Here is a 23,802-nt window from a genome sequence, read left to right on the forward strand (position 1 = left end):
ACCCTCCGCCGAGGGCAACAACGGCTCGATCCGCGCCCAAGCCGCATCGGTCAACTCACCGCGTCCAACACCCACAACCCTGACATTACCGGCCCTGTGACCTGCCCATTCGCAGGACAGGCCCTAGTCAAGCCAGACGAGCATCCCCATGCCGGAATCGGTCGCCTCGCGGAAGAACGCCTTCAGTCCTTCGAGGTGGCCGATCAGATACTCCGCCCACGTCGGTTCCTCCCAGAGCTCCTTGGGGTAGATTCCCTCGGCAGCGAGAACGGAACCAGGTACGGCCCTGACCGTCTCGATCGGGCTGATCTCGTCGAGCGCGGCGGCCAGCTCCCCCACTCGGGCCACACCCAGGGAGGACGGCGGGCCATAGCCCCAGTCGTCGGCGCCCGGGACCGCACCGTCACCGAAGATGATGCCGCTCGGCAGCCCGGCACGATCAAGGACCAGAGCAAGACCGTGCCACGCCTTGTCGACGTCGAACAGGCGCGGATCACCTTCATCGGCTTCGAGCAACTCGTCGACGAGTTCCCAGGCCCACTCGGGATCCGACAGTGCCTTCTCAAGGTCGCCCGGCGCGAGACGAACATACTCGCCGATCATGCTCATCGAGGCAACGATGCAGACCAAAGAGGGTCAGTCCGGCCGGCCCGGAAGAGCATGGAGAGAGCGGCCTACGCGTCGAGGGCGTACCGGAGCACGCACACCCGGCGTCGAGCGTCATGACGTTGGCCTCCACCGGGTCCCCGCCTCAGCACGGAGTGGGTGGCGTGAACGGCCTGCCGAAGTCGGGGCGTAGCCGGCGCACGGTCCCGTTTCCGGCGTCGTGCGTCGAGACGCTTCGTCGTCACCAGCGCGCACAGGAGAGAGCGCACGGCGGCCGGTGGTCGGTGGCGCGGCCTCGGGTACGACGCACTCCAGGCGAAGGTGGAGGTACGTCGCATCAGGTTTCCTGGGCCCGCAAGGGCTGGGCCGGACGAGCATGAGCGACACGCCCGAGGCAGACACACATTTCTGCCGCTAACCCGGGACAGAGCCCCACCCACGACATCCTGGCCAGAACGCGAAAAAGGCTCTGGTCAGCGCTTCCGCTGACCAGAGCCTCTTGTCCGTCTGTGCGCCCGGAGGGATCGAACCCCCAACCTTCTGATCCGTAGATGCGCCAGCCTCTTTAAAGAGGCATCTGGGACGGCTTGCCTCCGTCCGATGGAGTCCGGTGCCGTCCGTTCGCGTGCGCCCAGGTTGGGGCAGTGCATGGGGGCAGGCACAAGGCGTAGCCGCATCAGGCAACGTTCGCCCTCTTCACGACATCGCGGAGAGCGACGGCGCTGCGAGCGCTTACAGGGCTCGGCGTTTCCTCAGCTCAGCGAGCCACGTCCGCACCTGTTCGTCGTCGTGCAGGTAACAGCCGCTCTCGCCCGCAGGAAGATCGATTCCGCAGAGGAGGTCCAGCGCCCACCAGGACAGGCTGTCCCAGACGATCCCATCCTCCGACACCCACCTCGCCGCCCAGCGGTCAGCCTCGTCCCGGGACAGCCGACCCGCGACAACCTCAACGAAGCAATCTTCGATCTCATCAAGAGTCGGCTGGCCGCTGGCATCCACGCCCAGACCGTACAGGCAAGAAGCGCACGGAGAGTGCGCCCTACGCGTCGAAGTCGTACCGGAGCACGTACGACCCGGCGTCGAGCGTCATCACGTTGACCTCCACCGGGTCGCCCGCCTCGGTGACGGCGGTGCGGGTGACGACGAAGACAGGCGTCCCGGGCGCCACCTGGAGCCGCTCCGCCTCGGCCTTCGTGGGCATGCGGGACACGATGTCCTCGCGGAAGTGCGCTGGACCATGCCCGAGGTCAGCGAGCCGCGCGTAGATGCCGCCCGGCCCCGTGTCCTCGTCGAGGATGCGGGTGCCGGCTACCAGGTCCGCCGGGAGATACGACGTCGCCGCCAGGACCTGCTTGCCGTCGAGCAGGTACGTGCGCGCGCGAGTCGCCACCTTTGCCCCGTCCTGGTTCAGCAGCTCTGCGACGTCGGCCGGCGGCTCGACCGACGCGGTCCGCCGCAGACGCCATGGACGCAGTCCTCGGGGGCGTCAAGTCGTCGAGCTGAGGTAGCGGCTCGCGTTCGGCGTGTGGCGGTCAAGGATGTTGGCAGCCATGCGCCGAACGCGGGAACCGCTTGCCGTGCGGCACCAAGTGGCCGTTGGAAGGCTGTGCACCATGGCGACTTTCGAGTACGGGCAGATCCAACTAGGCGCCAGCGATGGCACTCCGATGGTCGTGCAGGGGATGGCCGGCATCCCCGCCGCCGACGGGTCCGTGGAGGGCTTGAACGCGATCGAGGCCCTCAACCGGTTGGGAGCCCGCGGCTGGCGTCCCGTGCAGGTCCAGGACTTGACGAAGGTCATCAGCGATCTCACGTCCGCAGAGGTCTGGCACGTGGTGCGCAGCTCTGACGACAAGCCGAGTGACCCCGTCAAACCCGGGTTCGCCTTCACATGATCGGAGAGCCAGTTGGGGCAGACCGTGGGGGCAGTGCCGGACCCACGGCATGGGCAGGCCAGACAAGAAAGAGGCTCTGACCGGCCTATCGCCTGGTCAGAGCCTCTTGTCCGTCTGTGCGCCCGGAGGGATTCGAACCCCCAACCTTCTGATCCGTAGTCAGATGCTCTATCCGTTGAGCTACGGGCGCCTATCGGTGCTTCCACCGCATCGGCCGCTCACGCGGCCGAACGACGAGAACACTACCGCCTCACGGGCAGGTTCCCAAACCGAAATCCCACTTCGTGACCGACGACACCTCGTCGACCACGTACTGCACGTTCCAGGACATCCAAGACCCCCGGAAACAGCGAAGGCGAGGAGACCCGAAACGGATCGACCTCACCTTTCACCAGCGGAGACGGCGGGATTTGAACCCGCGAACGGCTTGCACCGTTACCACCTTAGCAGGGTGGCGCACTAGGCCTGACTATGCGACGTCTCCTCACGGCGCCACCCGAAGGGCGGCGAGCGCGCAGCCCAGAGTACCTGGCGCACCCGCCGTCCGGCAAAGCGGCGTGCGGTTCGCGACAGATCCGCCTGATCGACGTGTTATTGAAGTTTTCTTCAGTACTCCAGTACCTTCGCCTCATGGACTACGACGTCTTGGTCATCGGATCGGGCTTCGGCGGCAGTGTCGCCGCGCTGAGGCTCGCCGAGAAGGGCTACACGGTGGGTGTGCTCGAGGCAGGCCGCCGGTTTGCGGACCACGAGTTCGCCCGGAACAACTGGCACCTGAAGGACTATCTCTGGGCGCCACGGCTCGGCTGGTACGGGATCCAGCGTGTCACCCTGCTGCGCAACGTGCTGTGCCTGACCGGCAACGGCGTCGGCGGAGGGTCGCTGGTCTACGCGAACGTGTCCTACAGGCCTCGTGGCGACGCGTTCTTCCAGGACCCCGCCTGGGCCGGCATCACCGACTGGAAGGCCGAGCTGGACCCCTACTACGACCAGGCGTCGCGCATGCTCGGCGTGACCACCTATCACGGCGACTCCCCCGCGGACCGCCTGATCCGCGATGTCGCCCACGACATGGGCGTCGCGGACACGTTCCGGCCCACCGACGTCGCCGTGTACTTCGGTCCCGGCGGGGCATCCCGACCCAGCCCGGACCAGACGTTCACGGACCCGTTCTTCGGCGGCGCCGGGCCGGAGCGCACCGGCTGCCGGGAGTGTGGCGAGTGCATGACCGGCTGCCAGCACGGCGCCAAGAACACCCTCGTCAAGAACTACCTCCACCTCGCCGAACAGGCAGGTGCGCAGGTGCACCCACTCACCACCGCGCACGTCGTCCGGCCGCTTGAGGACGGCGGCTACGAGGTTCTCGCCCACCGCACCGGCCGGCGGCGCACGGACCGGCGACGGTTCACCGCGCGCGAGGTGGTCTTCGCCGCGGGAACGCTCGGCACGCAGGAACTACTGCACCGGATGAAGGCCGACGGGATCCTCCCGGGCATCTCGGACCGGCTAGGCCGGCTGACCCGCACCAACTCCGAGTCCCTGCTCGGCGCGGTCACCAAGAAGGTCTCCGACGTCGACTACTCGCGGGGCGTCGCGATCTCGTCCTCGATCTTCCCCGACGAGCACACACACGTGGAGCCCACCCGGTACGGCAAGGGGTCGAACCTCATGGGAGCCCTCGTCACACCCCTCGTCCCCGGCGACAAGCCGCTGCGAGCCCTGCGCTGGGTCGGAGTCCTGCTCCGGCATCTCCCGTGGCTGCGCGTCCTGGTCGACTACCGCCGCTGGTCCGAACGCGCCGTCATCGCCCTGGTGATGCAGGACCACGACAACTCCCTCGACGCGCAGCTGCGGCGCGGGCTCCTCGGGCGGAGACTGACGACGCGACGCCCGGCGGAACGGCCGAACCCGGCGTGGATACCGGAAGGACACGAGACCGCTCGCCGCATGGCGGACCGCATGGGTGGCGTTGCCGGCAGCGTCGTCACCGAACCCTTCGGCGCTCCGATGACGGCGCACATCATGGGCGGCTGCGCGATCGGCACGTCCCCCGAACGCGGCGTCGTCGATCCTTACCTACGCCTGTACGGGCACCCCGGCCTGCACGTGATGGACGGCACCACCATCACCGCCAACGTCGGGGTGAACCCCAGCCTCACGATCGCCGCACAGGCCGAGCGCGCCTGCGCGCTCTGGCCCAACAAGGGCGACGACGACGATCGCCCCGTGCTCGGTACCGCCTACCGGCGTATGGCCCCGGTGCACCCCGCCCGCCCTGCCGTCCCGGCATCTGCACCGGGCGCACTCCACCTGCCGATCATCGACATCACCTGAGTCCCGCTGTCCGACCGGCGCCCGTCGGCCACGCCGGCGTGGCCGATTCCCCACGACGAAGGCCCCGGGGCTGTCTTCCCCGGGGCCTTACGCTGAGCGGAGGGCGAGGGATTCGAACCCCCGGTGCGTTGCCGCACAACGGTTTTCAAGACCGTCACATTAGGCCGCTCTGTCAGCCCTCCTGGTGCCGCACAAGTCTAACGGCGGGCCGCCCGTCCATGGACAACCCGCCGTTCGGCGAGGCACGTCGTGCCTCGCCGGCGAACCTGTTCGGCCGCAGTCAGCCCTGCTTGCCGGCGCGCAGCTGGCGCATGGCGAGCTGCACGAGGGCGATCAGGGTCTGCTTGGTCGCCGCGCGGGAGCGGGCGTCCGTGTACAGCATCGGAACGTGCTCGGGGATCTGCAGCGCTTCGCGCACGTCCTCGAGCCGGTGCTTGGCCACGCCGTCGAAGCAGTTCACGCCGACCACGAACGGGATGTTGCGCGACTCGAAGTAGTCGATCGCCGGGAAGCACTGCTCCAGACGGTCCGTGTCCACCAGAACGACCGCGCCGATGGCCCCGCGCACCAGGTCGTCCCACATGAACAGGAAGCGGTCCTGGCCGGGCGTACCGAAGAGGTACAGCCACAGGTTTCCAGGGAGCTCCACGCGACCGAAGTCCATGGCCACCGTGGTGGTGGTCTTGCGGTCGGTCACGCCGCCGGCGTCGTCGACGCCCACCGAGTGCTCCGTCATGGCGGCCTCGGTGTTGAGCGGCTCGACGTCGGAGATCGAGCCGATGAACGTCGTCTTGCCGACGGCGAAGCCACCGGCGACGACGATCTTCACCACTGTCGGCGCGGTGCGCTCGCCGGTGGGCTGCGCGGCAGCTCCCGACTGACCGGACGGGGGCTGCTGGACCACCGGCGGGGCAGGCTGCGCGGGCTGGGGCGGGCGCGCCCCGGCGGACGGTGCCGCAGGGGCGGACCCACCCCCGCCGAGCACGCTCTGCCGGGCCGGGGCGGCCGTTGCGGAATCGGACACCGGCGCCCAGTTCGGGCCCGCGCCGGTCCCGTTGCTAGAGGGCGGAAATGCCATTCAGAACACTCTCCAAGACACTGAGCGACAGGCCCGAGTTCGAGCTTCCATGGCCTGTGTGGACGTTGACGGGGGTCGAGGTGTGCACCGTGATGTGCCCCTCCTCCTGCATGTCCGCCACGAGGATCCGGACGACACCGAGGGGCAGCCGAAGCAGAGCGGACAGCTCGGCGATCGACACGTACGTATGCGCGGCGTGCTGGAGAATCGCGCGCTTCTCCGGGGGTAGGCCCTGACCATTGACCGCCCCGGGCATCACCTCGACAAGGGCTTCGAGTGGCAGGTCGGACATCGCCGACCGCACACGGCCCCCGGTGACCGCATAGGGGCGGACCGTCGACGTCTCATGGACATCGGCGGACCCCTGGGAACCCAAAGGTGCGTACGTCATCGTCTATGCCTCATCCCAGACTGGCGGCTCGGGTCTGTCCATCGACCGGGAGGCTGCCACGCATCTCCGAGATCAGCTGCGGCGTGAGCGTGGCCTCGGTGCGGGACACCATGAGAGCCATCTCGTAGCCGATCAGACCGATGTCGCAGGTCGCCTCCGCGACGACTCCGAGGACGGAACCGTTGGACACGTTCATCAGGAAGAGGAAGCCGTTGTCCATCTCGATGATCGACTGGCGCACATTCCCGCCGTTGAGCTGGCGCGACGCGCCACGGGTCAGGCTCGACATCCCGGAGACGATGGCGGCCAGCTGGTCACCGCTGGTGCGGTCGAGCTGATCGGACATCGCCATGAGCAGACCGTCCGCAGACACCACGAGCGTGTGGCGGCTACCCGGAACGGTTCGCACGAAGTTGTCGAGCAGCCACCCGAAATTGGTTGCTTCGGTGCTGAGGGTCACTTCTGTTCCTCCTAGTCAGAATCCACAGACGCGCTTGTCACCGCGGCTGCGGCGCTGAGTCAGGGACATCATTCATCGTCGAGGGTGGCCACGTCGAGCCCCCCTCGTCGTCCTTGTTTCCGGGAGCCTGCTCTGTCCCGCTCTGGTCCACGGCCTCGTCTCGTCCGCGCACAGTAGCCGACTGGAAGGCCGACAGGCGCGACCGAAGCTGCTCGGGATCACGTTCGATGCGAGCCGAGTGCTTGTCCACGGCAAGATCCGCCCCCGTCCCGGACGCCCCGCGCGTACGGCGCGTGAGCCCGGCCGGAGCCCCCTGCAAGGGGGACGAGACCGTTTCGGGACGGTAGGAGTCCCTGCCCTCGGTCCTCACATCATCTTCCTGGTAAGCCCCTCGGTTGAGGAGGCTCGTCATTTCCTCGTACAGGGTGGCGGACGCGACCCACTCCGACCGGGCCTCCACGGAGTCCCTCACGTACTCGCGGGCCAGGGGGTCCGCGCCGTCGCTGTCGGATCCCGGCGTACGCCGCGTGAGCGAGGCCGGCTCACCGTAGGAAGACGGGTCGTACACCGCGCCGGTCGGGTACGGATCACGGAACTCGGAGCCGCTGAGCTGTTCGGCGGCCGGCCCCGGAACGGGCCGGGCCGGGGCGAGCGGTGCCGCCGGTGCCGGGGCGGGCGGTGCCGGCATCGCGGATGCGGCCGGAGGCCTCGTCGCGTCGGCCGGGGGCATGGGCACGGCCTCGGTGGCCGGACCTCCTACCCGTGCGGCCGCGTGCGCGACGCGCTGGTCGACAGGGCTTGTCGCGGGAGTCGGAGCCGGAACCGCGGAGCGCGGCACGGTCGACGTGTCCACGTCCACCACCGTGTGAGCCCGGGTCTCCTCCAGCGCGCGCTGGTAGCCCTCCTGGTAGCCGCGCTGGTAGGGCTCCTCCCGTACGGGAGCCGCCGGTGCGGGAGCCGCTGGTGCCGGTGCGGGAGCCGCTGGTGCCGGTGCCGGCGCCGCCTGTGCGTGCCGCGCGAGATCGGCACCCGCCGGCTCGGCCGTCATGGGAGACGCGGCCGGAAGGGCCTGCGGAGCCGCAGCGGGCTGCGGGACCGGCGACACAGGCGGGCGCGACGTCAGGGTCGGCTGCGATTCCGGCTGGACCTCCGGCTGGTAGGCACGCAGCTCGCCCGTGGCAGGCTGTCCGGGCCTGCGGCCGAAGAGTCCGCGTTTGCCGGCCGGCTTCGTGTCCCGCACGGTGCGGCGGCTCGGCAGGTCCTGCATGAGTTCCTCGAAGGCGGGGAGCGCCTCGTAGCGCCCGTCGTCGCCCTCGCCCTGCATCTCCGCACCGAACCCGGCCGACGACGGCACGTGGCCGGGCCGGACCTGTGGCTGCGAGGAGGTCATCGGTCGCTGCTGCGGAATCCCGCTCGTGGGCGGCCTCATGCCTCCGGAAGCCGCCGGGAAGCGCATGATGTCCGTGTCCGGGCCGCCCGGGAGGGAGGCCGGATCCTGTGTCACGGGGTCGAGCTGAAGCGACTGCGGCTCTGCCCCGTCGATGGTGTTCATCGACCGGAAGCTCGAGAAGAGCGCGCTGCGCTGGTCGACGTTCACCGGTGCCGGCGAGGTCTCCTCGAACACCGGAGGGGCCTCGGGCTCCTCCTGCTTCTTCGCCGGTGCGCGGCTCGGCAGCGAGTTCCCTCGTGCGACCTCCTGCGGAGGCGTCCAGCCGACCTCCTCGCCCGGCGCGATGTCCGGCATGGTCGGCGTCTGGATCTCCGGAAGGACGATCGAACCGGTCGGCGTGGTCTGCATCGCCGACGTGGGCGTCGACTGCCGGCGCCGGGGCATACCCAGCGCGGTCGTACCGTCGGTGAGTGCGTCGATGTCCACGGGCACGGCCGCGGGCGGCTCCGGCTGCGGCGGCAGTGCGCTCGCCGCAGGCATGACCGGCGCACCCGACGGGGCGCCCACCTGCGGCCGTCCGTTCGGAACGGGCTCGCCGGCACCGGGCACGGGGAACGACGTCGTACCAGGAGCGGCAGGAGCGACCGGCGGGGTCGGAGCCGAGGAGCCTTCCGGCAACCCGCCGACGCGTGCCGCGGCGGCCTGCGTGGATGCCTCCAGCGGGTCGGTCGGCTGCGGCAGCGGCATCGAGTTGTCCGGGAGGAAGAGCACGGCCGGGAAGCGCACCGTGACGACGGTGCCGTTGCCGTCAGCACCCGTGCCGAACTCGACGGTCGCACCGAGGCGGTCCGCCAGGCGTCCGACCACGAACAGGCCGAGGCGCTGAGCACCGACCGCGTCGGACGCGGCGTGGCTCGCGACCTTCGTGTTCGCCTCCGCGATCTCCTCCGGCGTCATGCCGAGACCGTGGTCCCGGACCGTCACCGAGACGAAATCCTCCGTGCGCTCGGTGGCGACCTCCACCGGCGTGTGCGGCTCGGAGAACATCGTCGCGTTCTCCAGCAGCTCCGCCAGCAGATGTGCCGCGTTCAGCGCGTTGTGGCCCAGCATCATCGGGTCGGTGACGAGGTTGAGACGCACGCGGTCGTACAGCTCGATCTCGGACGACGCCGTACGGATCACGTCGGACACCGGCATCGGCTGACGCACGCGGCGGCCGGAGTCGATCCCGGCGAGGACCAGCAGTGACTCCGCGTTGCGGCGCATCCGGGTCGCCAGGTGGTCGAGGCGGAAGAGGTTCGACAGCGTGGTCGGATCCTCCTCGGAACGCTCGAGGTCGTCGAGGAAGGCCAACTGTCGGTTCAGCAGCACCTGGTCTCGACGCGCCACGTTGACGAACATCTCCGCGATGGACCCGCGAAGTGCCGCCTGTTCTCGCGCGACCTCGATGGTGGTGCGGTTCACGTCGTTGAACGCCGCGGCCAGCTGGCCGATCTCGTCCGCGGACTCGACGCTGATCGGGTCGAGGTCCATCGTCGGGCCCTGGCCCGGGACGGACACCTGCTCCACCAGCGTGGGGAGACGGTCACGGACCACACCGGCTGCCTGGGTCAGACGACGCAGCGGCGAGACCAGGCGGCGGGCGATGACGAGCGCCGTGACGATGGAGAACGCCAGCGCACCGATCGCGATACCACCGGTGATCAGAGCGGTGTTGAAGGCGTCACGGGCCTGCGACTGCGCCAGGTCGAGCGCGTCCTCGCGGATCTCGTCCCGGACGACGCGAGCTTCCTCGACCCAGGTCGCGGACTCACGCTCGAAGGAGTTGGCGAGCGAGCCCTGCTCGGTCACGTCCTGCTCGTGGCCCTGGAGGATCAGGATGCGGACCGTGCCGAAGTCGCCGTCCATCGGCGGCACCCGCCGGTCGCCGGGAAGCTTCTCGAGGGCGAGGTTCGCGTCCTCCTCCTGGATGTCACCCAGGGTGATCTGCTCGATGGCGCGCCGCACGACGGTGGGGTCCACCGTCTTGTCGTTCTGCTGCGCCAGGACGGAAGACGTCAGGAGGTTGGCGATCAGCGGGCGTTCGTAGGTGTTGGTCAGCATCAGCTCGTCCATGAGCTGATGCGCCCGGATCCGCTCACCGAGGTCGCGGTTCTCCGTCGTGTCCGCGAGCTGCTTCATCACGTCGACCGAGTCATCGATGATCTCGTTGTACGGCCCTGTGACCTGCTGCTCGGCAATGACCCGATCGCGGACCTTGCGCTGGATCTCCTGGATCTCGCCGCGGTCGTAGATGGTCTGGTCGATGGCCGCCTGCACACGCGGATCCAGGAAGCTCGTGTCCAGCGCCCTGAGCTTCGCGTCACGCTCGTCCAGGGCCTGGTTCGTCTGCTCCTGAGCCGACGGGAGCACGTACTTGACCTCGCCGTCCTCCTTGACGACCTTGCCGTTCTCGTCCGTCTCCGGAAAACCCTTGAGAAGGAAGCCCTTGTACCGGTCCGCCCGACACGGATTCTCGCTGGGGAGACACGGCGCCGAGGCAAGGATGTTCAGCGCACGTTCCTGCGCGAACGCCGTACCGGCGTTGTCCTGCTGCTCGAGCGCCGCGACCAGGTCGGCGGTCTGCTGTGCGCGCAGCGCCGACTCGATGGACGTCCAGGTGATGTACGCCGCCGCGATGATCATGACGAGGGCAGGCACAACAAGGGTCGCAAGAACTTTCCCGCGAACTCCCAACCTGCGGAACATGCGTACCTCTCTCCATCACTGTCCGCGACGTGGAAGAACTCGCTTGCGCGTGCTCCGACACTCTCGCGGAGTGCGTACAAATGACCGACGCCCGGCTAGGCTCCATCGGTGTGCGAGCCGTCACGATATCCGCAACCGGGCGCTCAGGGAAACTCTCCCTTTCGACCATATCTGACCCGGTTCCCGGGATAGGCGAAGTGCTGGTCAACGTTGCTGCGGCCGGCGTAAACCATGCTGACCTGCTGCAACGAGCCGGACATTACCCACCTCCGGCCGGGGCTCCCGACTGGCCCGGCCTGGAGATCTCAGGTGAGATCACGCGTGTCGGTACCGGCGTGTCGGGCTGGCAGGAGGGAGACCGCGTGGTAGCCCTCCTCGACGGCGGCGGGTACGCGGACCAGGTCACGGTGCGTGCGACACAGGTCCTGCCGGCACCACGAAGCGTAGACCTGGTCGATGCCGCAGCGCTCCCCGAGGCCGTGTGCACGGCGTGGGACAACCTCGTCACGGTCGGCGGGCTCCGCGCCGGGGAATGGGTCCTGATTCACGGAGGATCCGGTGGCGTGGGCACCACCGCCATCCAGCTCTCGAAGGCCCTGGGCGCCCGGGTGGCGGCGACGGCCGGCGGCCGGGAACGTGCAGATCGATGCTCTGACCTGGGCGTTGACCTCCCGATCGACTACCGCGAGCAAGACTTCGTCGCCCTGGTTCGCGACGCTTCCGGAGGTTCCGGCGCCGACGTCGTCCTCGACGTCGTCGGGGCCGCCTACCTGGACGACAACGTGCGCGCCCTCGCCCGCGGCGGGCGTCTCGTCGTCATCGGGCTTCAACGGGGCCGCCGCGGAGAACTCGACCTCGGAACCCTCATGGCCAAGCGCGCCACCGTCACCGGGACCACCCTCCGCTCACGCCCCCCGGCGGAGAAGGCCGCCGTCGTCGCCGCCGTGCGCGACCACGTGTGGCCCATGGTCGACGACGGCCAGGTACGGCCCGTCGTTCACGCGCGGCTCCCCCTCGCGGAGGCCCAGCAGGCGCACGAACTGCTGGAATCCGGCGAAGTCTTCGGCAAAGTGCTTCTGGTGCCCTGACCAAGCCCGGGGGCGACGACGGAGTGAGACTCGCAATCACCTGTGGACGACCACTTGTCCACATCGTGATACGCGTTGCGCCTGCCGTGTCGTGACCGGACGCGCAACACTGGGACCATGAGCCACGCCGACGACACACCGACCGCGCCGGAGACCGGCACGACCGCCCACGACGAGCATTCCCAGATCGTCACGCCTGACGGCCGCACCATCAGCCCCCACTCGCAGGAGCGCCCCCGCGAGCAGGAGGAGGACACCGACGCCGAGGACGTGGTGAGCCAGGTCGAGGAACCGGCGAAGGTGATGCGGATCGGCGGCATGATCAAGCGGCTCCTCGACGAGGTCCGCGACGCACCGCTCGACGACGCCGCCCGCACCCGTCTCGCCGAGGTGCACGAGCGCTCCATCAAGGAGCTCGAGGACGGCCTCTCACCCGACCTCATCGACGAGCTGCACCGCATCACGCTGCCGTTCACCGAACAGGACCCGCCGTCCGACGCCGAGCTCCGCGTGGCCCACGCTCAGCTGGTGGGCTGGCTGGAGGGCTTGTTCCACGGGATCCAGACCGCGCTCGTGGCCCAGCAGATGGCAGCCCAGGCACAGCTCACGGGCATGCGCCGCGCACTCCCGCCGGGCGCGCACGTGAGCCCCTTCCCTCCCGGGGACGAGGAGCAGGCGGACGGGCGCCACCACGAACGCGGCCCCGGACAGTACCTCTGACCGGTCCGCCGCGATCCGGCGGTACGCCGGACAGTCCCGCGTCAGTCCGCCCGGGGAGGCGCCAACGCGATCGCCGCCGACACGCACAGCAGCCCGATCACCTGCGTCGTCCCGGGCAACTGCTGCAACATCACCGCGCCGACCACCGCCGCCGTCGCGGGCAGCAGCGCGAGCAGGACCGCGAACGTCGCCGGGGGCACACGCCGCAGCACCACCTGCTCCAGGCCGTACGGCACCACCGAGGAACACACGGCGACGACCACGAGGAGCAGCACGAGGCCGCCGTCCGACAGCACGTCCGGGACGCTGCTCAGGAAGAACGGCGCGAAGCAGAGCGAACCCACCGACATCCCGATGGCAAGTCCGTCCACACCCGCGCCGACCCTCGCGACCCGCCGTCCCAGCAGGATGTAGAACCCCCAGCAGGTCGCCGCACCCGCGATGGCCAGCAGCCCGGCGACGGCGTCCGCGCGGGACAGCCCGGAGTCGAGCGCGACGCCCGCGAGCAGCACCACTCCGGCGGCCGCCCCGGCGATCGCCGCCCGCGAGCGCCAGCCACGCCCGGTCAGGGCGGCGACCGCGACGGGGCCGCAGAACTCGATCGCGACGGCGGTCCCGAGGGGCAGGTAGGCGATGGCGATGTAGAAGGCGAGGTTCATGGCGGCGAGGACTGCTCCGAATGCCGCCGACCAGCCCAGGTCCTGTCGTGTCCAGGCGCGTCGCCACGGCCGCCGCCAGAGGACCAGCACGACCGCCGCGAAGGCGATGCGCCACCATCCGACCTCGGGAGCGCCGAGCCGGGCGAAGAGCCCGACCGCCACGGCCGCGCCGGCGTACTGCGTCAGGCCCGAGACGACGAAGACCGCGGGGGCGGGAACGCGTTCGAGCGGGTTGGCGTGCACTGGCGGAGCGTAACCTCCGCGCCTCGAGGCCGCCGGAGCCGACCACCGGGCCCGGCGGGACGGTGCTACAGGTCCGCGGGGTCGAGGAGGAACTCGTCCTCGTCGGCGATCTCGCCGCCGACGGCGTCCTGGAGCCGGCCGGCGATGCGTGCCACGAGCTCGGCCGCGCGTCTGCGTGCGACGCGATGCTCCATGCCCGGCTGTTCGCGGTTGGCTTCGACCTGGTCCGGCGGTTCCCAGTGCACGCGGTAGCGCACGGCTCCGTCGGCGGTCCACGGGAGTCCGCGCAGCACGGGCGGGAGGTGTTCTTCGCCGGCCACCTCCACGGCGACGATGCCGTCCACGCCGAGGTCGGTCAGCAACCCGTATCCGTGCAGGAGCTGCGGCCCTTGAAGTGCGGCGATGTCGTACCGCTCGGCGGCGGCGTGAAGTTCCTTGCGCCGCTGCGGGTCCATTTCCTCGCCGGGGTAGAGGGGCCGGTCGGCGATCCCCTCGGGCGGGCCTCCCCATTCCGTGCCCTCGGTGGCGAGCCGGGTGCGCGGGTGCAGGGGCCGCACGGTCGCGAAGGCGGCCTCCGGCTCGAGCCACACGCTTGAGTAGACGGACATGTCGACGGCGACGTCTCCGTCCGGTGTGAGCACGACGCCGGTTCCCGGACGGGGTCCGGGTCCGCCCTGCGCCGGTCCGGACGCCCACAGGCCACCGACGTCGACCCTGATCGAACCGCCGAGCCGCCGGGCGACGGCGACGAGCCAGGTGAGCAGTCTCCCTTCCTCCCGGGTCGGGAGGCCCTCGGCGAAGGCGCGTCCGATTCCGTCCCGGTCGCCGATGCTGAACGGTGGTTCGCCGCGCTCGCGATGGCAGACGACGTCGAACACCATGGCGGTGCCGGGCGGGAGGCCGAGGTCGAACCCGTCGCCCTGCGGTGCGTACGGTCCGGTGAGCGTGGCATGCCGGGAGACCCGCAGGATGCCGGGGGCGTGGCCCTTGGCACGGGGGCCCTGCGGCGCGCCGGTGACGTTGCCGGGCAGGATCCCGGCGGGCGTCAGTTCCCATCGTGTGCCGGTGAACCGGGAGGTGGCGAGCACCTCGATCTCGTCCACGGTGACGTCGCCGGGGACGGCGAGCAGGTGTCGCGCCTGGTGGGCCTGGGCCACGCTGCGCGGTAGGGGCGAGTACGTCATGAAGCGTGAGCGTAGCCCGGTCGCCTGACGGGCACGCTCGGGTGGTTCAGACGTCGGTGCGGTGGAAGGCCCTGGCGGAGCGGGACGCCGTCGGGCCGCGTTGTCCCTGGTAGCGGGATCCGTACACGTCCGAACCGTACGGGTGTTCCGCGGGTGAGGAGAGGCGGAAGAAGCACAGCTGGCCGATCTTCATCCCGGGCCAGAGCGTGATGGGCAGGGTGGCGACGTTGCTGAGTTCCAGGGTCACGTGGCCGCTGAACCCTGGGTCGATGAAGCCCGCGGTGCTGTGGGTCAGCAGACCCAGCCGTCCCAGGGAGGACTTTCCCTCCAGGCGTGCGGCGACGTCGTCGGGGAGGGTGACGGCCTCGAAGGTGGAGCCGAGGACGAACTCCCCCGGGTGGAGGACGAGCGGCTCGTCGGGCTTCACATCGACCAGCCGGGTGAGCTCGGGCTGATCCTGGCTCGGGTCGATGAACGGGTACTTGTGGTTGTCGAAGAGCCGGAAGTACTTGTCGAGGCGTACGTCGATGCTCGACGGCTGGATCATCTCCGCGTCGTACGGATCCAGGGAGACGCGCCCGGCGTCGAGTTCGGCGCGGATGTCACGGTCGGAGAGCAGCACGCGGAAACGGTACTCGGTCGGCGGCTCCCCGGCAGCTCTGGTCCGGCTTCCGTCGCGTCAGGGGTGGACGGTCAGGAGCGGACGGTCGGGAGTGCGGATCCTCGCGAACCAGCTCGCGCTTGAGCTGCCGGGACGGCGTCCGGGCAGCTCGCGCGGCCGGTCCGCGAGGATCGCGGGCCTCTTCTCAGTCGCGCAGCGGGCGCTGCTTGGCGTCGACCGCCCAGTAGCCCTTGCGCAGGGCCAGGTAGAGGATCCCTTCGACCACACCCCAGATGGCCGAGATGAAGCCGAAGTTGGCGATCGCGCCGATCACGGTGATGGCGAGCATGACGAAGCCCAGGGCCCGGTACCCCAGGTAGAAACGGTGTGCGCCCAGGGCGCCGAGGAAGATCCCGAGCAAGCCGGCGACGACGCGCGACTTGCCCCTGGTCGCGGAGGTGGGGTGCTGCGGAGGTGGTGGGGTGCTGCCGGGGAAGTGCAGCGGGCGGGTGTAGCCGGACTCGACGCGCTCCCCGCCGGGCAGCGGGATGGTCTCGTCGAGGGGTCGGCCACCCGGGACCTGCACGGTCTTCTCGTAGTCGATGGCCTCTGTCGGCTCGTCGTTCGGATGGTGCCTGTTCACGGCGTCTCCAGTCGCGGGCGGTGTCGTCGGGTTCGGCTTTCCGGCGACGTCGGTTATGATCGGTGCGCGCACCAGTTCAGTGGTTCGGTGTGGGGATCGCGTGGATCCTCACGAAGGACCATCGTAGGATGGTTAAACCCGGCTGAACCGGGACGATGCGGGTGTAGTTCAATGGTAGAACTTCAGCTTCCCAAGCTGACAGCGCGGGTTCGATTCCCGTCACCCGCTCTCTGAGGCTCCGCCCCAGGTCAGGACACATGTCCCGGCCTGGGGCGGAGCTGTTTCCGGACGACGACGGAAGACGCCGCCCCAGATCGGCCCCGGCCGAGGCCGAGCGTCGCGATTCCCGGACGTTGCCGCCGCACCCAGGGCGGCACCCCCGGAACTTGATGCCGCACCTCGCCGTACTCTCGGTGCATGAGCAACCTGGAGACCCGGCCGGCTGAGCAGGTGTGTTCGTCGGGGACGGCCGACGACGGAGTGCAGATTCTCGGGGCACGCGAGGTCCCGCTCGGCGGGCCTCGTGCGATGACGGTCCGGCGCACCATTCCCCAGCGCGCCCGATCTCTCGTCGGCGCCTGGTGCTTCAGCGACCACTACGGGCCCGACGACGTGTCCGGCACCGCCGGGATGCAGGTCCCGCCGCATCCGCACACCGGGCTGCAGACCGTGTCCTGGTTGTTCGCAGGGGAGATCCTGCACCGCGACTCGGTGGGATCGCTTCAGATGGTCCGCCCCGGCGAGCTCAACCTCATGACGGCCGGCACCGGCATCTCCCACTCCGAGGAGTCACCCTCCGGCGCACGCCCGCCGTCGCTGCACGGGATCCAGCTGTGGACCGCCCTGCCGGGCACCGCGCTCGACGTCGCGCCGCACTTCGAGCACCACGGCGACCTCCCGGTCTCGGACGCCGACGGCGCCCGGGTGCAGGTGTTCCTGGGGGGCCTGCGCAGGGCCGGGCAGGATCTCGTCTCGCCCGCGACGACGTACTCACCGCTCGTCGGCGCGCAGCTCGACCTGGAACCAGGCGCCGAACTGCACCTCGAGATCGATCCGGGGTTCGAGCACGGCCTCATCGTGGACAGCGGGGACGTCCGGCTGGAGGGCACGCCGGTGCGGCCGTCAGCACTCGGATACCTGGGTCCGGGACGACGCCGGCTCGTGGTGGCCGCGGGCGCGGGCCGCCCCGCACGGGCCGTACTGATCGGCGGCACACCGTTCACCGAGGACGTGGTCATGTGGTGGAACTTCGTCGGACGGACGCACGACGACGTGGCCCGTGCCCGCGCCGACTGGATGGCACAGATCGCCGACCGGCCCGACGGCTCGACCACCTACGGTGACGGCGCCCGTGAGCGCCGGTTCGGCCAGGTGGACGGCTACGCGTCCGGGCCGCTGCGCGCGCCGGTGCTGCCCGATGTCCGCCTCAGGCCTCGAACCCGGCCGGCCTGACCGCTTCCGCCGCGACGAGCGGCCGGGGTGTCGAGCGGCCGGGCTGCCGGGCAGTGACGGTCGGGCGTCACGCGTCGAAGTCGTAGCGGAGCATGAACTCGCCGCCGTCGAGGACGATGCGGCTGTACTCGACCGGCGCGCCGCCAGCGTCCAGCGCGGTGCGCATCACCTGCAGCACGGCGGTGCCGGGCTCGATGCGGAGCGCCTCGATCTCCTCGATGGTGGGCATCCGTGCGACGACGTCCTCGTGGAACCTGACGGGTTCGTGCCCGAGTTCCTTCAGGCGGGCGTACGTGCCACCGGGCCCGATCTCGTCCTCGGCGATGGCTGTGCCGGCCGCGATGGACGCGGGAACGTAGGAGACCCCGTGCAGCATCGGCTTGCGCCCCTTGACGTGGAGCCGCTCCCGGGTGGTCACCTGGACGCCCGGATCGAGACCGAGTGCTCTGCGGGCCTCCTCCGTCGGGTCCTCCTCGGGAGTCACCGCGAGCGTCCGGACGGTCAGCCCCGCATCGGTCTCGTCCATCACCGGGGTGATCGTGGCCTCACCGGACGCCGACCCCGTGCTGTCGAAGACGATCGGATCGAAGGAGCGCACGAAGACGCCCGATCCGTGGCGGGTGACCGTCAGGCCCTCGTCCTTGAGCATCGACAGGCCGTGGCGTGCCGTCATGCGGGCGACCCCGTAGGTCGCCATCAGCGCCGCCTCGCTGGGAAGCCGGTCGCCGGGCTTGTACGTACCCGCGCGGATCTCGGCGCGCAGGTCCTTGGCAATGCTGGAAGCTGTCACTCGGCCCTCTCTAGACACGGGATCCACCTAACTATCTGCCGTTGCGGATGCGCAACTTTTCAGCCTTCGAGTTGCGGGCTCTAGTCATCGTACCCATCGTGGACTACGCACCTAGAGCTACTCACATGAGGTACCGAAAGGACTGGAATGGGCACTTCGACGAATTCTGCCTGGGTCTCGGGCAGCCGCTTCCGTCGCGCCGAGGATCACTGCGCGCACAAGCAGTCCATCCGGAGGTGGGCGCGGTGAGCCGGCCCGCTCCGGCCAGGTCCGGCCCGGCCGAGCTCGTCGCCGTCACTGCCCTGATCGCCCATGTCACCGACACGCACGCGCTCGAGGTGCGGGCCGGCGTCGACCATCTCGACCTCGGGGAGGAACTTCTCGGCACCATCTCCGTCGACGTCCTCGTCGCCCAGGCCTCGGCGGCGCAGCGGCTGGCGGGCCGGCTTCAGCTCATGGAGCGCTCCGGCCATCACCCGGCGCGGGACTGCGGCGTCGCGCGGCGTTGCTGGAGCGGCTGGCTGGCCGGGGCGAAGTGGAGCCTTCCCGTGTCGTTGCACCTGACGACGCTCGATCGCTGAGGAGGCTCACGGGCGGGCGCTGCCACCGGCGGGGCAGTTGCGGGGCCGCCGTCGATCGTGGGAGGCGCCAGGGCTCCCGGGGCAGGCCGGGAGCCCTGGCGCACCGCGTACCTCTGGCCGACTTACCCGGGGACCAGAGGCGCCGCGTCGACGTCACGGCTCCGGTCCACGCCCCTCCGGCCCGGATCGCCGGGCCGTAACTGGTGCAGAGCGTGTCGGACGCGGGTGGTCTTCCGGGTCCGTTCAGGCGCCTGTGTCGTCACCCACAGCCCGTACCGCGGTACGGGGCGGCCTGTCGTTCTCCGGTCGACCGGCGTCCGGCGGCCCGGCCCTGCGGTGCTGCTGCAGCGCACCGACCAGGCCGTCACTCACCGAACCGATAGCCACGTTTCTAGTTGCCGTTCGGCGCCGCGGCAACCGGTCGAGCGCCTTTCTCGACGCACACTTTTTCCGACACGTCAGTCCACAACACTGTCCACAAGCCTTCCTGCGACTTCGCCGGATATACACACCCCTGTGGAAAAGATCTGTGGATAATGCATATGCATACACCTCGCCGGCCACCGCTCCCCGGGTTCGCCGGGACGGTCCACGCCCGGCGATCGAGCCGTCGCGGCCGTCAGACCCAGGCGCGTCCGCCGCTGCCCGTGCCGGCCTGCGGATCGTTGCGTGTCTCGAGCTCGCCCGCGCCTGCCACGAACCCGCCGTCGTCCACCACGATGCCCGCGATCCGGCTCTGCAGCGTGACCGCCAGGCGCGCCATCGACGACCTCATCCGGGCGCGCGCGATGACATGGAGGCCCGACGGCTGCTCCAGGTCCAGCTCGTACGGATTTGCGGGGACCCAGCTCATCCGGTAGGCGAAGGGCCCGTAGGACCTCCAGTCGAGCTCGGCGAGCGCACGAGGCACCCGGTCCACGCGCTCGACGTCGATCACGATCGATCCGTCGTAGGCGGTGGGACCCACGAGCCGGTAGTGCGGCGAACCGTCCGCCGTCGGCTGGTCCGCGCCGACCTCCGCCGTGGCGATGAACGCCCGGAGCAAGGGCAGGATGTCGCCGGACGCGAGCGGGTGGGCGCTGTAGAGAGTGAGGTTCACGGAACCGGTCGGGTCCGGGGCCATGAGGCGATGCCCGTCGGCGAGCAGCACCCCACCCGTCTTGCGCGCGGCGGCGACCGCCCACTGGATCACCCGCAGTTCCCCGCCCTGCGGCAGCGCCTGGGGGAACGACCGCGCGATACCGTCCCTGTCGTCGTACGACGTCGGCGCCGGAGCGCGCACGTCACGCAACCCGTCGCTGCGCGCCAGAACGTACGCCTCGGCCTTCGGCGCCTTCAGGGAGACCTCGGCGAGCCGCTCCCCCTCCACCGCGAACGGGCCCGTGGCGATGTGTTCCTCACCAAGACGCATGACCCCGGGCGTGACCGACTCGGCCTGCTGGATCCCGCGGAACCGGGCTCCTGTCATCTTGCGTGCCCCGGAGGCGCGCGACGGCTCGCGCAACCAGGTGACGTCGGAGAACCAGGCCGACGCCATCGGACTGACCGCGACCGGACCGTCCGGACACGGCAGGACGAGCGTGTGCCCCGCGGCATGTTCTGCGGGGATGATCCCTGCAAGAAGCGTCATGCGGGAACAGTACTGCCGCTGTCGAGAGGCCCGGCCTCGACGAGGTTACGGCCGCGAAACACGCCTGTGACGAAGACCTCGATGTGTTTCACGCCGATGAGCCCGATGTTTCCGGCGTGAAACACGGCGGCGGGAAAAGTGGGGCCGGCCTGCGGATCACAGCCACGGATGCGGCTCCCGCCCTCGTGAGGAAGGGCAACGACACCGACCTCTAACTGACAGGCTGGTCCTATGATGTCATCATGCCCAAGATCATCGGCAAGAGCCTGCACGAACACCGCCAGATGACGAGGCAGAAGCTGTTCGCCGCGCTCTCGACCCTGATGGCGGAGCGTGGCTTCGACACGATCACCCTCGCCGACATCGCCGGAGCGGCCGACGTCGGACGCACGGCGGTCTACAACCACTTCCACGACAAGGAAGCGCTGCTGCTCGGGTTCATCACCCACGAGACCGAGCAGTACGCACACACCCTGGAACGTGCGCTCGACGGCGTCGACCACCCGGTGGAACAGCTCCGCACCTACATCCGCCAGCAGGCTCAGCTCACCCGCGTCTTCCATCTCGCCCCCGGGCCGGACCTTCGCACCGTCCTCTCCCGCGCCACGCAGGCCCGCCTGCGTGAGCACGCGGAGATCGTGGAGTCGATCCTGCGCCGCATCATCACCCAGGGGATCGAGACCGGGGTCTTCCCGCCGCAGGACGTCGAACCCACCGTGCACCTCGTCAACGCCTGCCTGTCGGGCCGGCTGATCCCGGACGAGCCCGTGGCCCGCGAACGCACCATCCGCGCCACGGAGACCTTCGTCCTGCGGGCGGTGGGGGCGCGTGCCCTCGAACGTGTCCCGGTCTGAGGCCGACGACGAGACCCGGCGCGGCGCCCTGGGCACAGCGCTCGTCCGCCGCCGGCCAGGTCAGGGAATCCGCCGCCGGCCAGGTCAGGGAATCCTGAGGAGCGCCGTTCCGGGCGAGTCACCGCCGGCCGCTGTCACCCGTGTCCCCGGGGCGGTCAGGATCTCGAGCTCGTCCGGCGTCACCTCCAGGGCGAGGACCGGCACCAGCGGTGAGCGGCCGCCGGCGGCGACCTCGGCGGGTGACCAGGTGATCAAGGGCTCGCCGGCCCGGACGGCGTCTCCCTGGGCGACGTGCACGGTGAATCCGTCGCCCCGGAGCTGGACGGTGTCGATGCCAAGATGCACCAGCACGCCTCGTCGGCCGTCGGAGACGACGAACGCATGAGGGTGCAACGAGACGACCGTCCCGGCGATCGGCGCCACGGCCGTCGACGTGTCGCCGATCCCCACAGGATCGACGGCAATTCCCGGACCGACCATCCCCTCGGCGAAGACAGGATCGGGGACGTCCGACATCGCGACGACGGTACCGGTGACCGGGGACAGCACGACGAGGGCCATACCGTCATCCTGGCAGAGGCGGCCTCCGGGTCGCAGGAGGCCGGCCCGCGCCGAGCGGGCACCTCGGCAGCCAGGGGCTCGAGCGGGTAACGTGCCTCGCGCACTCGAGGTAGTCATCTCACGCAGAGACGGGAGCGGTATGCCCGGCGAGAAGCGAACCGGCGTCCCCGCGAGTCCTGGCCGAGCGGCTGGTCCGGTGGTTCACATGCCCCCGCGTGTGCTGGAGCCGGCGACCAACCGGATCCAGCCGGGGGCGGTGGACAGGGCGGTCGAGGCCGTGCGGGAGGCCGCGGTCCGGGTCGAGCGTGACCTCGCCGAACGCGCGGGGCGCGCTTCGAGGACCGCCGCGGACATCCTGGCCGTCACCGCCGCGATGGCTGCCGACCCGACGCTGGCCGCCGATGCGGCGCACCGGGTTCGCGCCGACCATCTGACCCCGGAGCGGGCGGTCTGGGACGCGGCAGGCACGGTGGCGACTCAGCTCGAGTCCCTCGGCAGCCCGATGGCGGAGCGGGCTCGCGACGTGCGGGACGTCCGCGACCGCATCGTGGCAGCGCTCACCGGTGCCGCGCCCCCGGGTGTCCCTGATCCGGGCCACCCGTTCGTCCTGGTCGCCGCCGACCTCGCACCCGCCGACACCGCGACGCTCGATCCGGCGACCGTCCTGGCGGTGGTCACCACCCGCGGGGGCCCCACCTCGCACACGGCGATCATCGCTCGGTCGCTCGGGATTCCGGCCGTCGTCGCGCTCGGGGAGGCCGCTGACCTGCGCGCGGGCGAGACCGTACTGGTGGACGGCACCGACGGCGAGATCGTGGTGGCCCCCGGGGACGACGACCTGTCCGCGGCGGGCCTCGGCGAGGAGACGAGTGCCGCGGGGACGGGGACAACGGCCGGTCCGGGCCTCGTGATCCGTCGCGGCGCCTCGATCCGCGGGACGTTCGACGGCACCGCGGCGACACGCGACGGGCACGACATCGACCTCGTGGCCAACGTCGCCGACCCTGCGGAGGCCGTCGCCGCGGCGGAGGCGGGGGCACGCGGCGTGGGCCTGTTCCGCACGGAGTTCTGTTTCCTCGGCCGGGGCGAGGAGCCCACCGTGGCGGAACAGGTGGAGGCCTACCGTGCGGTGCTCGCGCGGTTCGGCGGGCGTCGCGTCGTCGTCCGCACGCTCGATGCCGGTGCCGACAAGCCGCTGCGCTTCCTCACTCCGGATCACGAGGCGAACCCCGCGCTCGGGGTCCGGGGAATCCGGACCGCCGTCGACCACCCGGATGTGCTGGACCGTCAGCTGGAGGCGATTGCGCTGGCGGCGCGTGCCGAGAGCGCGGAGGTCTGGGTCATGGCGCCGATGGTGTCCACCGCCGACGAGACGAGTGAGTTCGTCGCGGCCTGCGCCGCCCACGACCTCACGACGGCGGGCGTCATGATCGAGACGCCTGCCGCGGCCATCCAGGCTCGCTGGCTGCTCGCCGATGCCGCGTTCGCCAGCCTCGGCACGAACGATCTCACGCAGTACACCATGGCCGCCGACCGTGACCTGGCCGGGGTGGCGGCGCTGTCCACACCGTGGCAGCCGGCAGTGCTGGACCTCGTCCGGGTGGCGTGCGAGGGCGGGACGGTGCATGGTCGTCCGGTCGGTGTGTGCGGAGAAGCCGCCGCGGACCCGCTGCTGGCACCGGTGCTGGTCGGTCTCGGCGTCACCTCGCTGTCGATGACGCCACGCGCACTCGCCGGGGTGGCCGACGCCCTGTCCCAGGTCACGCTGGAGCAGTGTCGCGCGCTGGCCGCGAGCGCACTCGACAAGCCGACGGCTCGCGCCGCGCGAGCCGCGGTACGGGATTCCAGGAGGGGCTTTCGTGATGTCTCCGCACGTCGCCATGCCCTGTGAACC

21 protein-coding genes, 4 tRNA genes and 1 pseudogene are annotated in these 23,802 nt (G+C 70.2%); 9 read left to right on the forward strand and 17 right to left on the reverse strand.

All coding sequences use genetic code 11. From position 1 onward, the window contains the following. Positions 1-123 precede the first annotated feature (123 nt). The 3 genes and pseudogenes from HGK34_RS07040 to HGK34_RS07050 form a co-directional block, all read right to left on the reverse strand. Positions 124-609 (reverse strand): YfbM family protein, encoded by a 486-nt coding sequence (locus HGK34_RS07040; protein WP_201845880.1) that lies wholly within the window; start codon positions 607-609, stop codon positions 124-126. A 729-nt stretch (positions 610-1,338) separates the two neighbouring features. Further along, positions 1,339-1,623: pseudogene (locus HGK34_RS07045) on the reverse strand (YxzC family protein); the annotation flags it as partial. Positions 1,624-1,645: 22 nt separating this feature from the next. Further along, complete coding sequence (locus tag HGK34_RS07050) at positions 1,646-2,080, reverse strand: GntR family transcriptional regulator (protein ID WP_201845976.1); 435 nt, start codon at positions 2,078-2,080, stop codon at positions 1,646-1,648. Between the two features lie 139 nt (positions 2,081-2,219). On the opposite strand from HGK34_RS07050, the gene HGK34_RS07055 reads away from it, so the two are divergent. Continuing rightward, entirely contained in the window at positions 2,220-2,501 is a 282-nt protein-coding gene (locus tag HGK34_RS07055; protein ID WP_201845882.1) for a hypothetical protein, read from the forward strand. A gap of 117 nt (positions 2,502-2,618) precedes the next feature. Here HGK34_RS07055 and HGK34_RS07060 read toward each other — a convergent pair. Together HGK34_RS07060 and HGK34_RS07065 are read right to left on the reverse strand one after the other, a co-directional pair. Beyond that, positions 2,619-2,691, reverse strand: a tRNA-Arg gene (locus HGK34_RS07060). Between the two features lie 205 nt (positions 2,692-2,896). Then, a tRNA-Ser gene (locus tag HGK34_RS07065) sits at positions 2,897-2,985 on the reverse strand. 146 nt (positions 2,986-3,131) lie between these two features. Here HGK34_RS07065 and HGK34_RS07070 point away from each other — a divergent pair. Further along, on the forward strand, positions 3,132-4,835 hold the full coding sequence (locus HGK34_RS07070; protein WP_201845883.1) for a GMC oxidoreductase: 1,704 nt from the start codon (positions 3,132-3,134) through the stop codon (positions 4,833-4,835). Positions 4,836-4,932: 97 nt separating this feature from the next. Here HGK34_RS07070 and HGK34_RS07075 read toward each other — a convergent pair. The 5 genes from HGK34_RS07075 to HGK34_RS07095 form a co-directional block, all read right to left on the reverse strand. Then, positions 4,933-5,017: transfer RNA gene (locus HGK34_RS07075), tRNA-Ser, on the reverse strand. A 98-nt stretch (positions 5,018-5,115) separates the two neighbouring features. Then, positions 5,116-5,739 (reverse strand): GTP-binding protein, encoded by a 624-nt coding sequence (locus HGK34_RS07080; protein ID WP_372433083.1) that lies wholly within the window; start codon positions 5,737-5,739, stop codon positions 5,116-5,118. 154 nt (positions 5,740-5,893) lie between these two features. Then, complete coding sequence (locus HGK34_RS07085) at positions 5,894-6,304, reverse strand: DUF742 domain-containing protein (protein ID WP_201845884.1); 411 nt, start codon at positions 6,302-6,304, stop codon at positions 5,894-5,896. A gap of 10 nt (positions 6,305-6,314) precedes the next feature. Further along, positions 6,315-6,764, reverse strand: a complete 450-nt coding sequence (locus HGK34_RS07090) for a roadblock/LC7 domain-containing protein (RefSeq protein WP_123812895.1) — start codon at positions 6,762-6,764, stop codon at positions 6,315-6,317. Between the two features lie 37 nt (positions 6,765-6,801). Then, entirely contained in the window at positions 6,802-10,854 is a 4,053-nt protein-coding gene (locus tag HGK34_RS07095) for a HAMP domain-containing sensor histidine kinase (protein WP_201845885.1), read from the reverse strand. 128 nt (positions 10,855-10,982) lie between these two features. Here HGK34_RS07095 and HGK34_RS07100 point away from each other — a divergent pair, with 128 nt between their 5' ends. Next, on the forward strand, positions 10,983-11,990 hold the full coding sequence (locus HGK34_RS07100; RefSeq protein WP_207193276.1) for an NAD(P)H-quinone oxidoreductase: 1,008 nt from the start codon (positions 10,983-10,985) through the stop codon (positions 11,988-11,990). A gap of 117 nt (positions 11,991-12,107) precedes the next feature. After that, positions 12,108-12,710 carry a bacterial proteasome activator family protein gene (locus HGK34_RS07105; protein ID WP_201845887.1) on the forward strand — a complete coding sequence of 201 codons (603 nt, stop codon included), beginning with the start codon at positions 12,108-12,110 and terminating at the stop codon, positions 12,708-12,710. A gap of 41 nt (positions 12,711-12,751) precedes the next feature. Here HGK34_RS07105 and HGK34_RS07110 read toward each other — a convergent pair whose 3' ends face one another. The 4 genes from HGK34_RS07110 to HGK34_RS22570 all read right to left on the reverse strand — a co-directional run bounded on the left by HGK34_RS07110 (position 12,752) and on the right by HGK34_RS22570 (position 16,040). Beyond that, the gene (locus tag HGK34_RS07110) at positions 12,752-13,612 is read right to left on the reverse strand and encodes an EamA family transporter (RefSeq protein WP_201845888.1); all 861 of its coding nucleotides are present in this window, start codon (positions 13,610-13,612) and stop codon (positions 12,752-12,754) included. A 65-nt stretch (positions 13,613-13,677) separates the two neighbouring features. Beyond that, positions 13,678-14,796 carry a hypothetical protein gene (locus HGK34_RS07115; RefSeq protein ID WP_201845889.1) on the reverse strand — a complete coding sequence of 373 codons (1,119 nt, stop codon included), beginning with the start codon at positions 14,794-14,796 and terminating at the stop codon, positions 13,678-13,680. 46 nt (positions 14,797-14,842) lie between these two features. Then, entirely contained in the window at positions 14,843-15,418 is a 576-nt protein-coding gene (dcd, locus tag HGK34_RS07120) for a dCTP deaminase (RefSeq protein WP_201845890.1), read from the reverse strand. Between the two features lie 184 nt (positions 15,419-15,602). Further along, on the reverse strand, positions 15,603-16,040 hold the full coding sequence (locus tag HGK34_RS22570; RefSeq protein WP_201845891.1) for a TM2 domain-containing protein: 438 nt from the start codon (positions 16,038-16,040) through the stop codon (positions 15,603-15,605). Between the two features lie 157 nt (positions 16,041-16,197). Here HGK34_RS22570 and HGK34_RS07130 point away from each other — a divergent pair. Together HGK34_RS07130 and HGK34_RS07135 are read left to right on the forward strand one after the other, a co-directional pair. Then, a tRNA-Gly gene (locus HGK34_RS07130) sits at positions 16,198-16,268 on the forward strand. A 189-nt stretch (positions 16,269-16,457) separates the two neighbouring features. Continuing rightward, complete coding sequence (locus tag HGK34_RS07135) at positions 16,458-17,492, forward strand: pirin family protein (RefSeq protein WP_201845892.1); 1,035 nt, start codon at positions 16,458-16,460, stop codon at positions 17,490-17,492. A gap of 67 nt (positions 17,493-17,559) precedes the next feature. On the opposite strand, the gene HGK34_RS23495 is transcribed toward HGK34_RS07135, so the two are convergent. Then, positions 17,560-18,282, reverse strand: a complete 723-nt coding sequence (locus HGK34_RS23495) for a GntR family transcriptional regulator (protein ID WP_201845893.1) — start codon at positions 18,280-18,282, stop codon at positions 17,560-17,562. Positions 18,283-18,527: 245 nt separating this feature from the next. On the opposite strand from HGK34_RS23495, the gene HGK34_RS07145 reads away from it, so the two are divergent. Then, positions 18,528-18,863: a hypothetical protein gene (locus HGK34_RS07145; protein ID WP_201845894.1), complete on the forward strand. Its 336-nt coding sequence runs from the start codon at positions 18,528-18,530 to the stop codon at positions 18,861-18,863. A gap of 619 nt (positions 18,864-19,482) precedes the next feature. On the opposite strand, the gene HGK34_RS07150 is transcribed toward HGK34_RS07145, so the two are convergent. Next, entirely contained in the window at positions 19,483-20,493 is a 1,011-nt protein-coding gene (locus HGK34_RS07150; RefSeq protein ID WP_244666514.1) for a hypothetical protein, read from the reverse strand. Positions 20,494-20,735: 242 nt separating this feature from the next. Between HGK34_RS07150 and HGK34_RS07155 the strand changes: the two genes are divergently transcribed. Beyond that, positions 20,736-21,347 (forward strand): TetR/AcrR family transcriptional regulator, encoded by a 612-nt coding sequence (locus tag HGK34_RS07155; RefSeq protein WP_201845895.1) that lies wholly within the window; start codon positions 20,736-20,738, stop codon positions 21,345-21,347. 84 nt (positions 21,348-21,431) lie between these two features. Here the strand turns inward: HGK34_RS07155 and HGK34_RS07160 are convergent, their stop codons facing one another. Then, positions 21,432-21,908: a PTS sugar transporter subunit IIA gene (locus HGK34_RS07160; RefSeq protein WP_201845896.1), complete on the reverse strand. Its 477-nt coding sequence runs from the start codon at positions 21,906-21,908 to the stop codon at positions 21,432-21,434. Positions 21,909-22,047: 139 nt separating this feature from the next. On the opposite strand from HGK34_RS07160, the gene ptsP reads away from it, so the two are divergent. Beyond that, the gene (gene ptsP / locus HGK34_RS07165) at positions 22,048-23,799 is read left to right on the forward strand and encodes a phosphoenolpyruvate--protein phosphotransferase (RefSeq protein WP_201845897.1); all 1,752 of its coding nucleotides are present in this window, start codon (positions 22,048-22,050) and stop codon (positions 23,797-23,799) included. Positions 23,800-23,802: the final 3 nt, after the last annotated feature.

The organism is Myceligenerans indicum (assembly GCF_016742955.1).
Classification (GTDB): domain Bacteria; phylum Actinomycetota; class Actinomycetes; order Actinomycetales; family Cellulomonadaceae; genus Myceligenerans; species Myceligenerans indicum.

Bases quoted from the DNA above. Each gene is read 5' to 3' on its own strand.
- HGK34_RS07040 (WP_201845880.1), bottom strand. From the start codon at position 609: ATGAGCATGATCGGCGAGTATGTTCGTCTCGCGCCGGGCGACCTTGAG.
- HGK34_RS07055 (WP_201845882.1), top strand. From the start codon at position 2,220: ATGGCGACTTTCGAGTACGGGCAGATCCAACTAGGCGCCAGCGATGGC.
- HGK34_RS07070 (WP_201845883.1), top strand. From the start codon at position 3,132: ATGGACTACGACGTCTTGGTCATCGGATCGGGCTTCGGCGGCAGTGTC.
- HGK34_RS07085 (WP_201845884.1), bottom strand. From the start codon at position 6,304: ATGACGTACGCACCTTTGGGTTCCCAGGGGTCCGCCGATGTCCATGAG.
- HGK34_RS07100 (WP_207193276.1), top strand. From the start codon at position 10,983: ATGACCGACGCCCGGCTAGGCTCCATCGGTGTGCGAGCCGTCACGATA.
- HGK34_RS07105 (WP_201845887.1), top strand. From the start codon at position 12,108: ATGAGCCACGCCGACGACACACCGACCGCGCCGGAGACCGGCACGACC.
- HGK34_RS07115 (WP_201845889.1), bottom strand. From the start codon at position 14,796: ATGACGTACTCGCCCCTACCGCGCAGCGTGGCCCAGGCCCACCAGGCG.
- HGK34_RS07135 (WP_201845892.1), top strand. From the start codon at position 16,458: ATGAGCAACCTGGAGACCCGGCCGGCTGAGCAGGTGTGTTCGTCGGGG.
- HGK34_RS07150 (WP_244666514.1), bottom strand. From the start codon at position 20,493: ATGACGCTTCTTGCAGGGATCATCCCCGCAGAACATGCCGCGGGGCAC.
- HGK34_RS07155 (WP_201845895.1), top strand. From the start codon at position 20,736: ATGCCCAAGATCATCGGCAAGAGCCTGCACGAACACCGCCAGATGACG.
- HGK34_RS07160 (WP_201845896.1), bottom strand. From the start codon at position 21,908: ATGGCCCTCGTCGTGCTGTCCCCGGTCACCGGTACCGTCGTCGCGATG.
- ptsP (WP_201845897.1), top strand. From the start codon at position 22,048: ATGCCCGGCGAGAAGCGAACCGGCGTCCCCGCGAGTCCTGGCCGAGCG.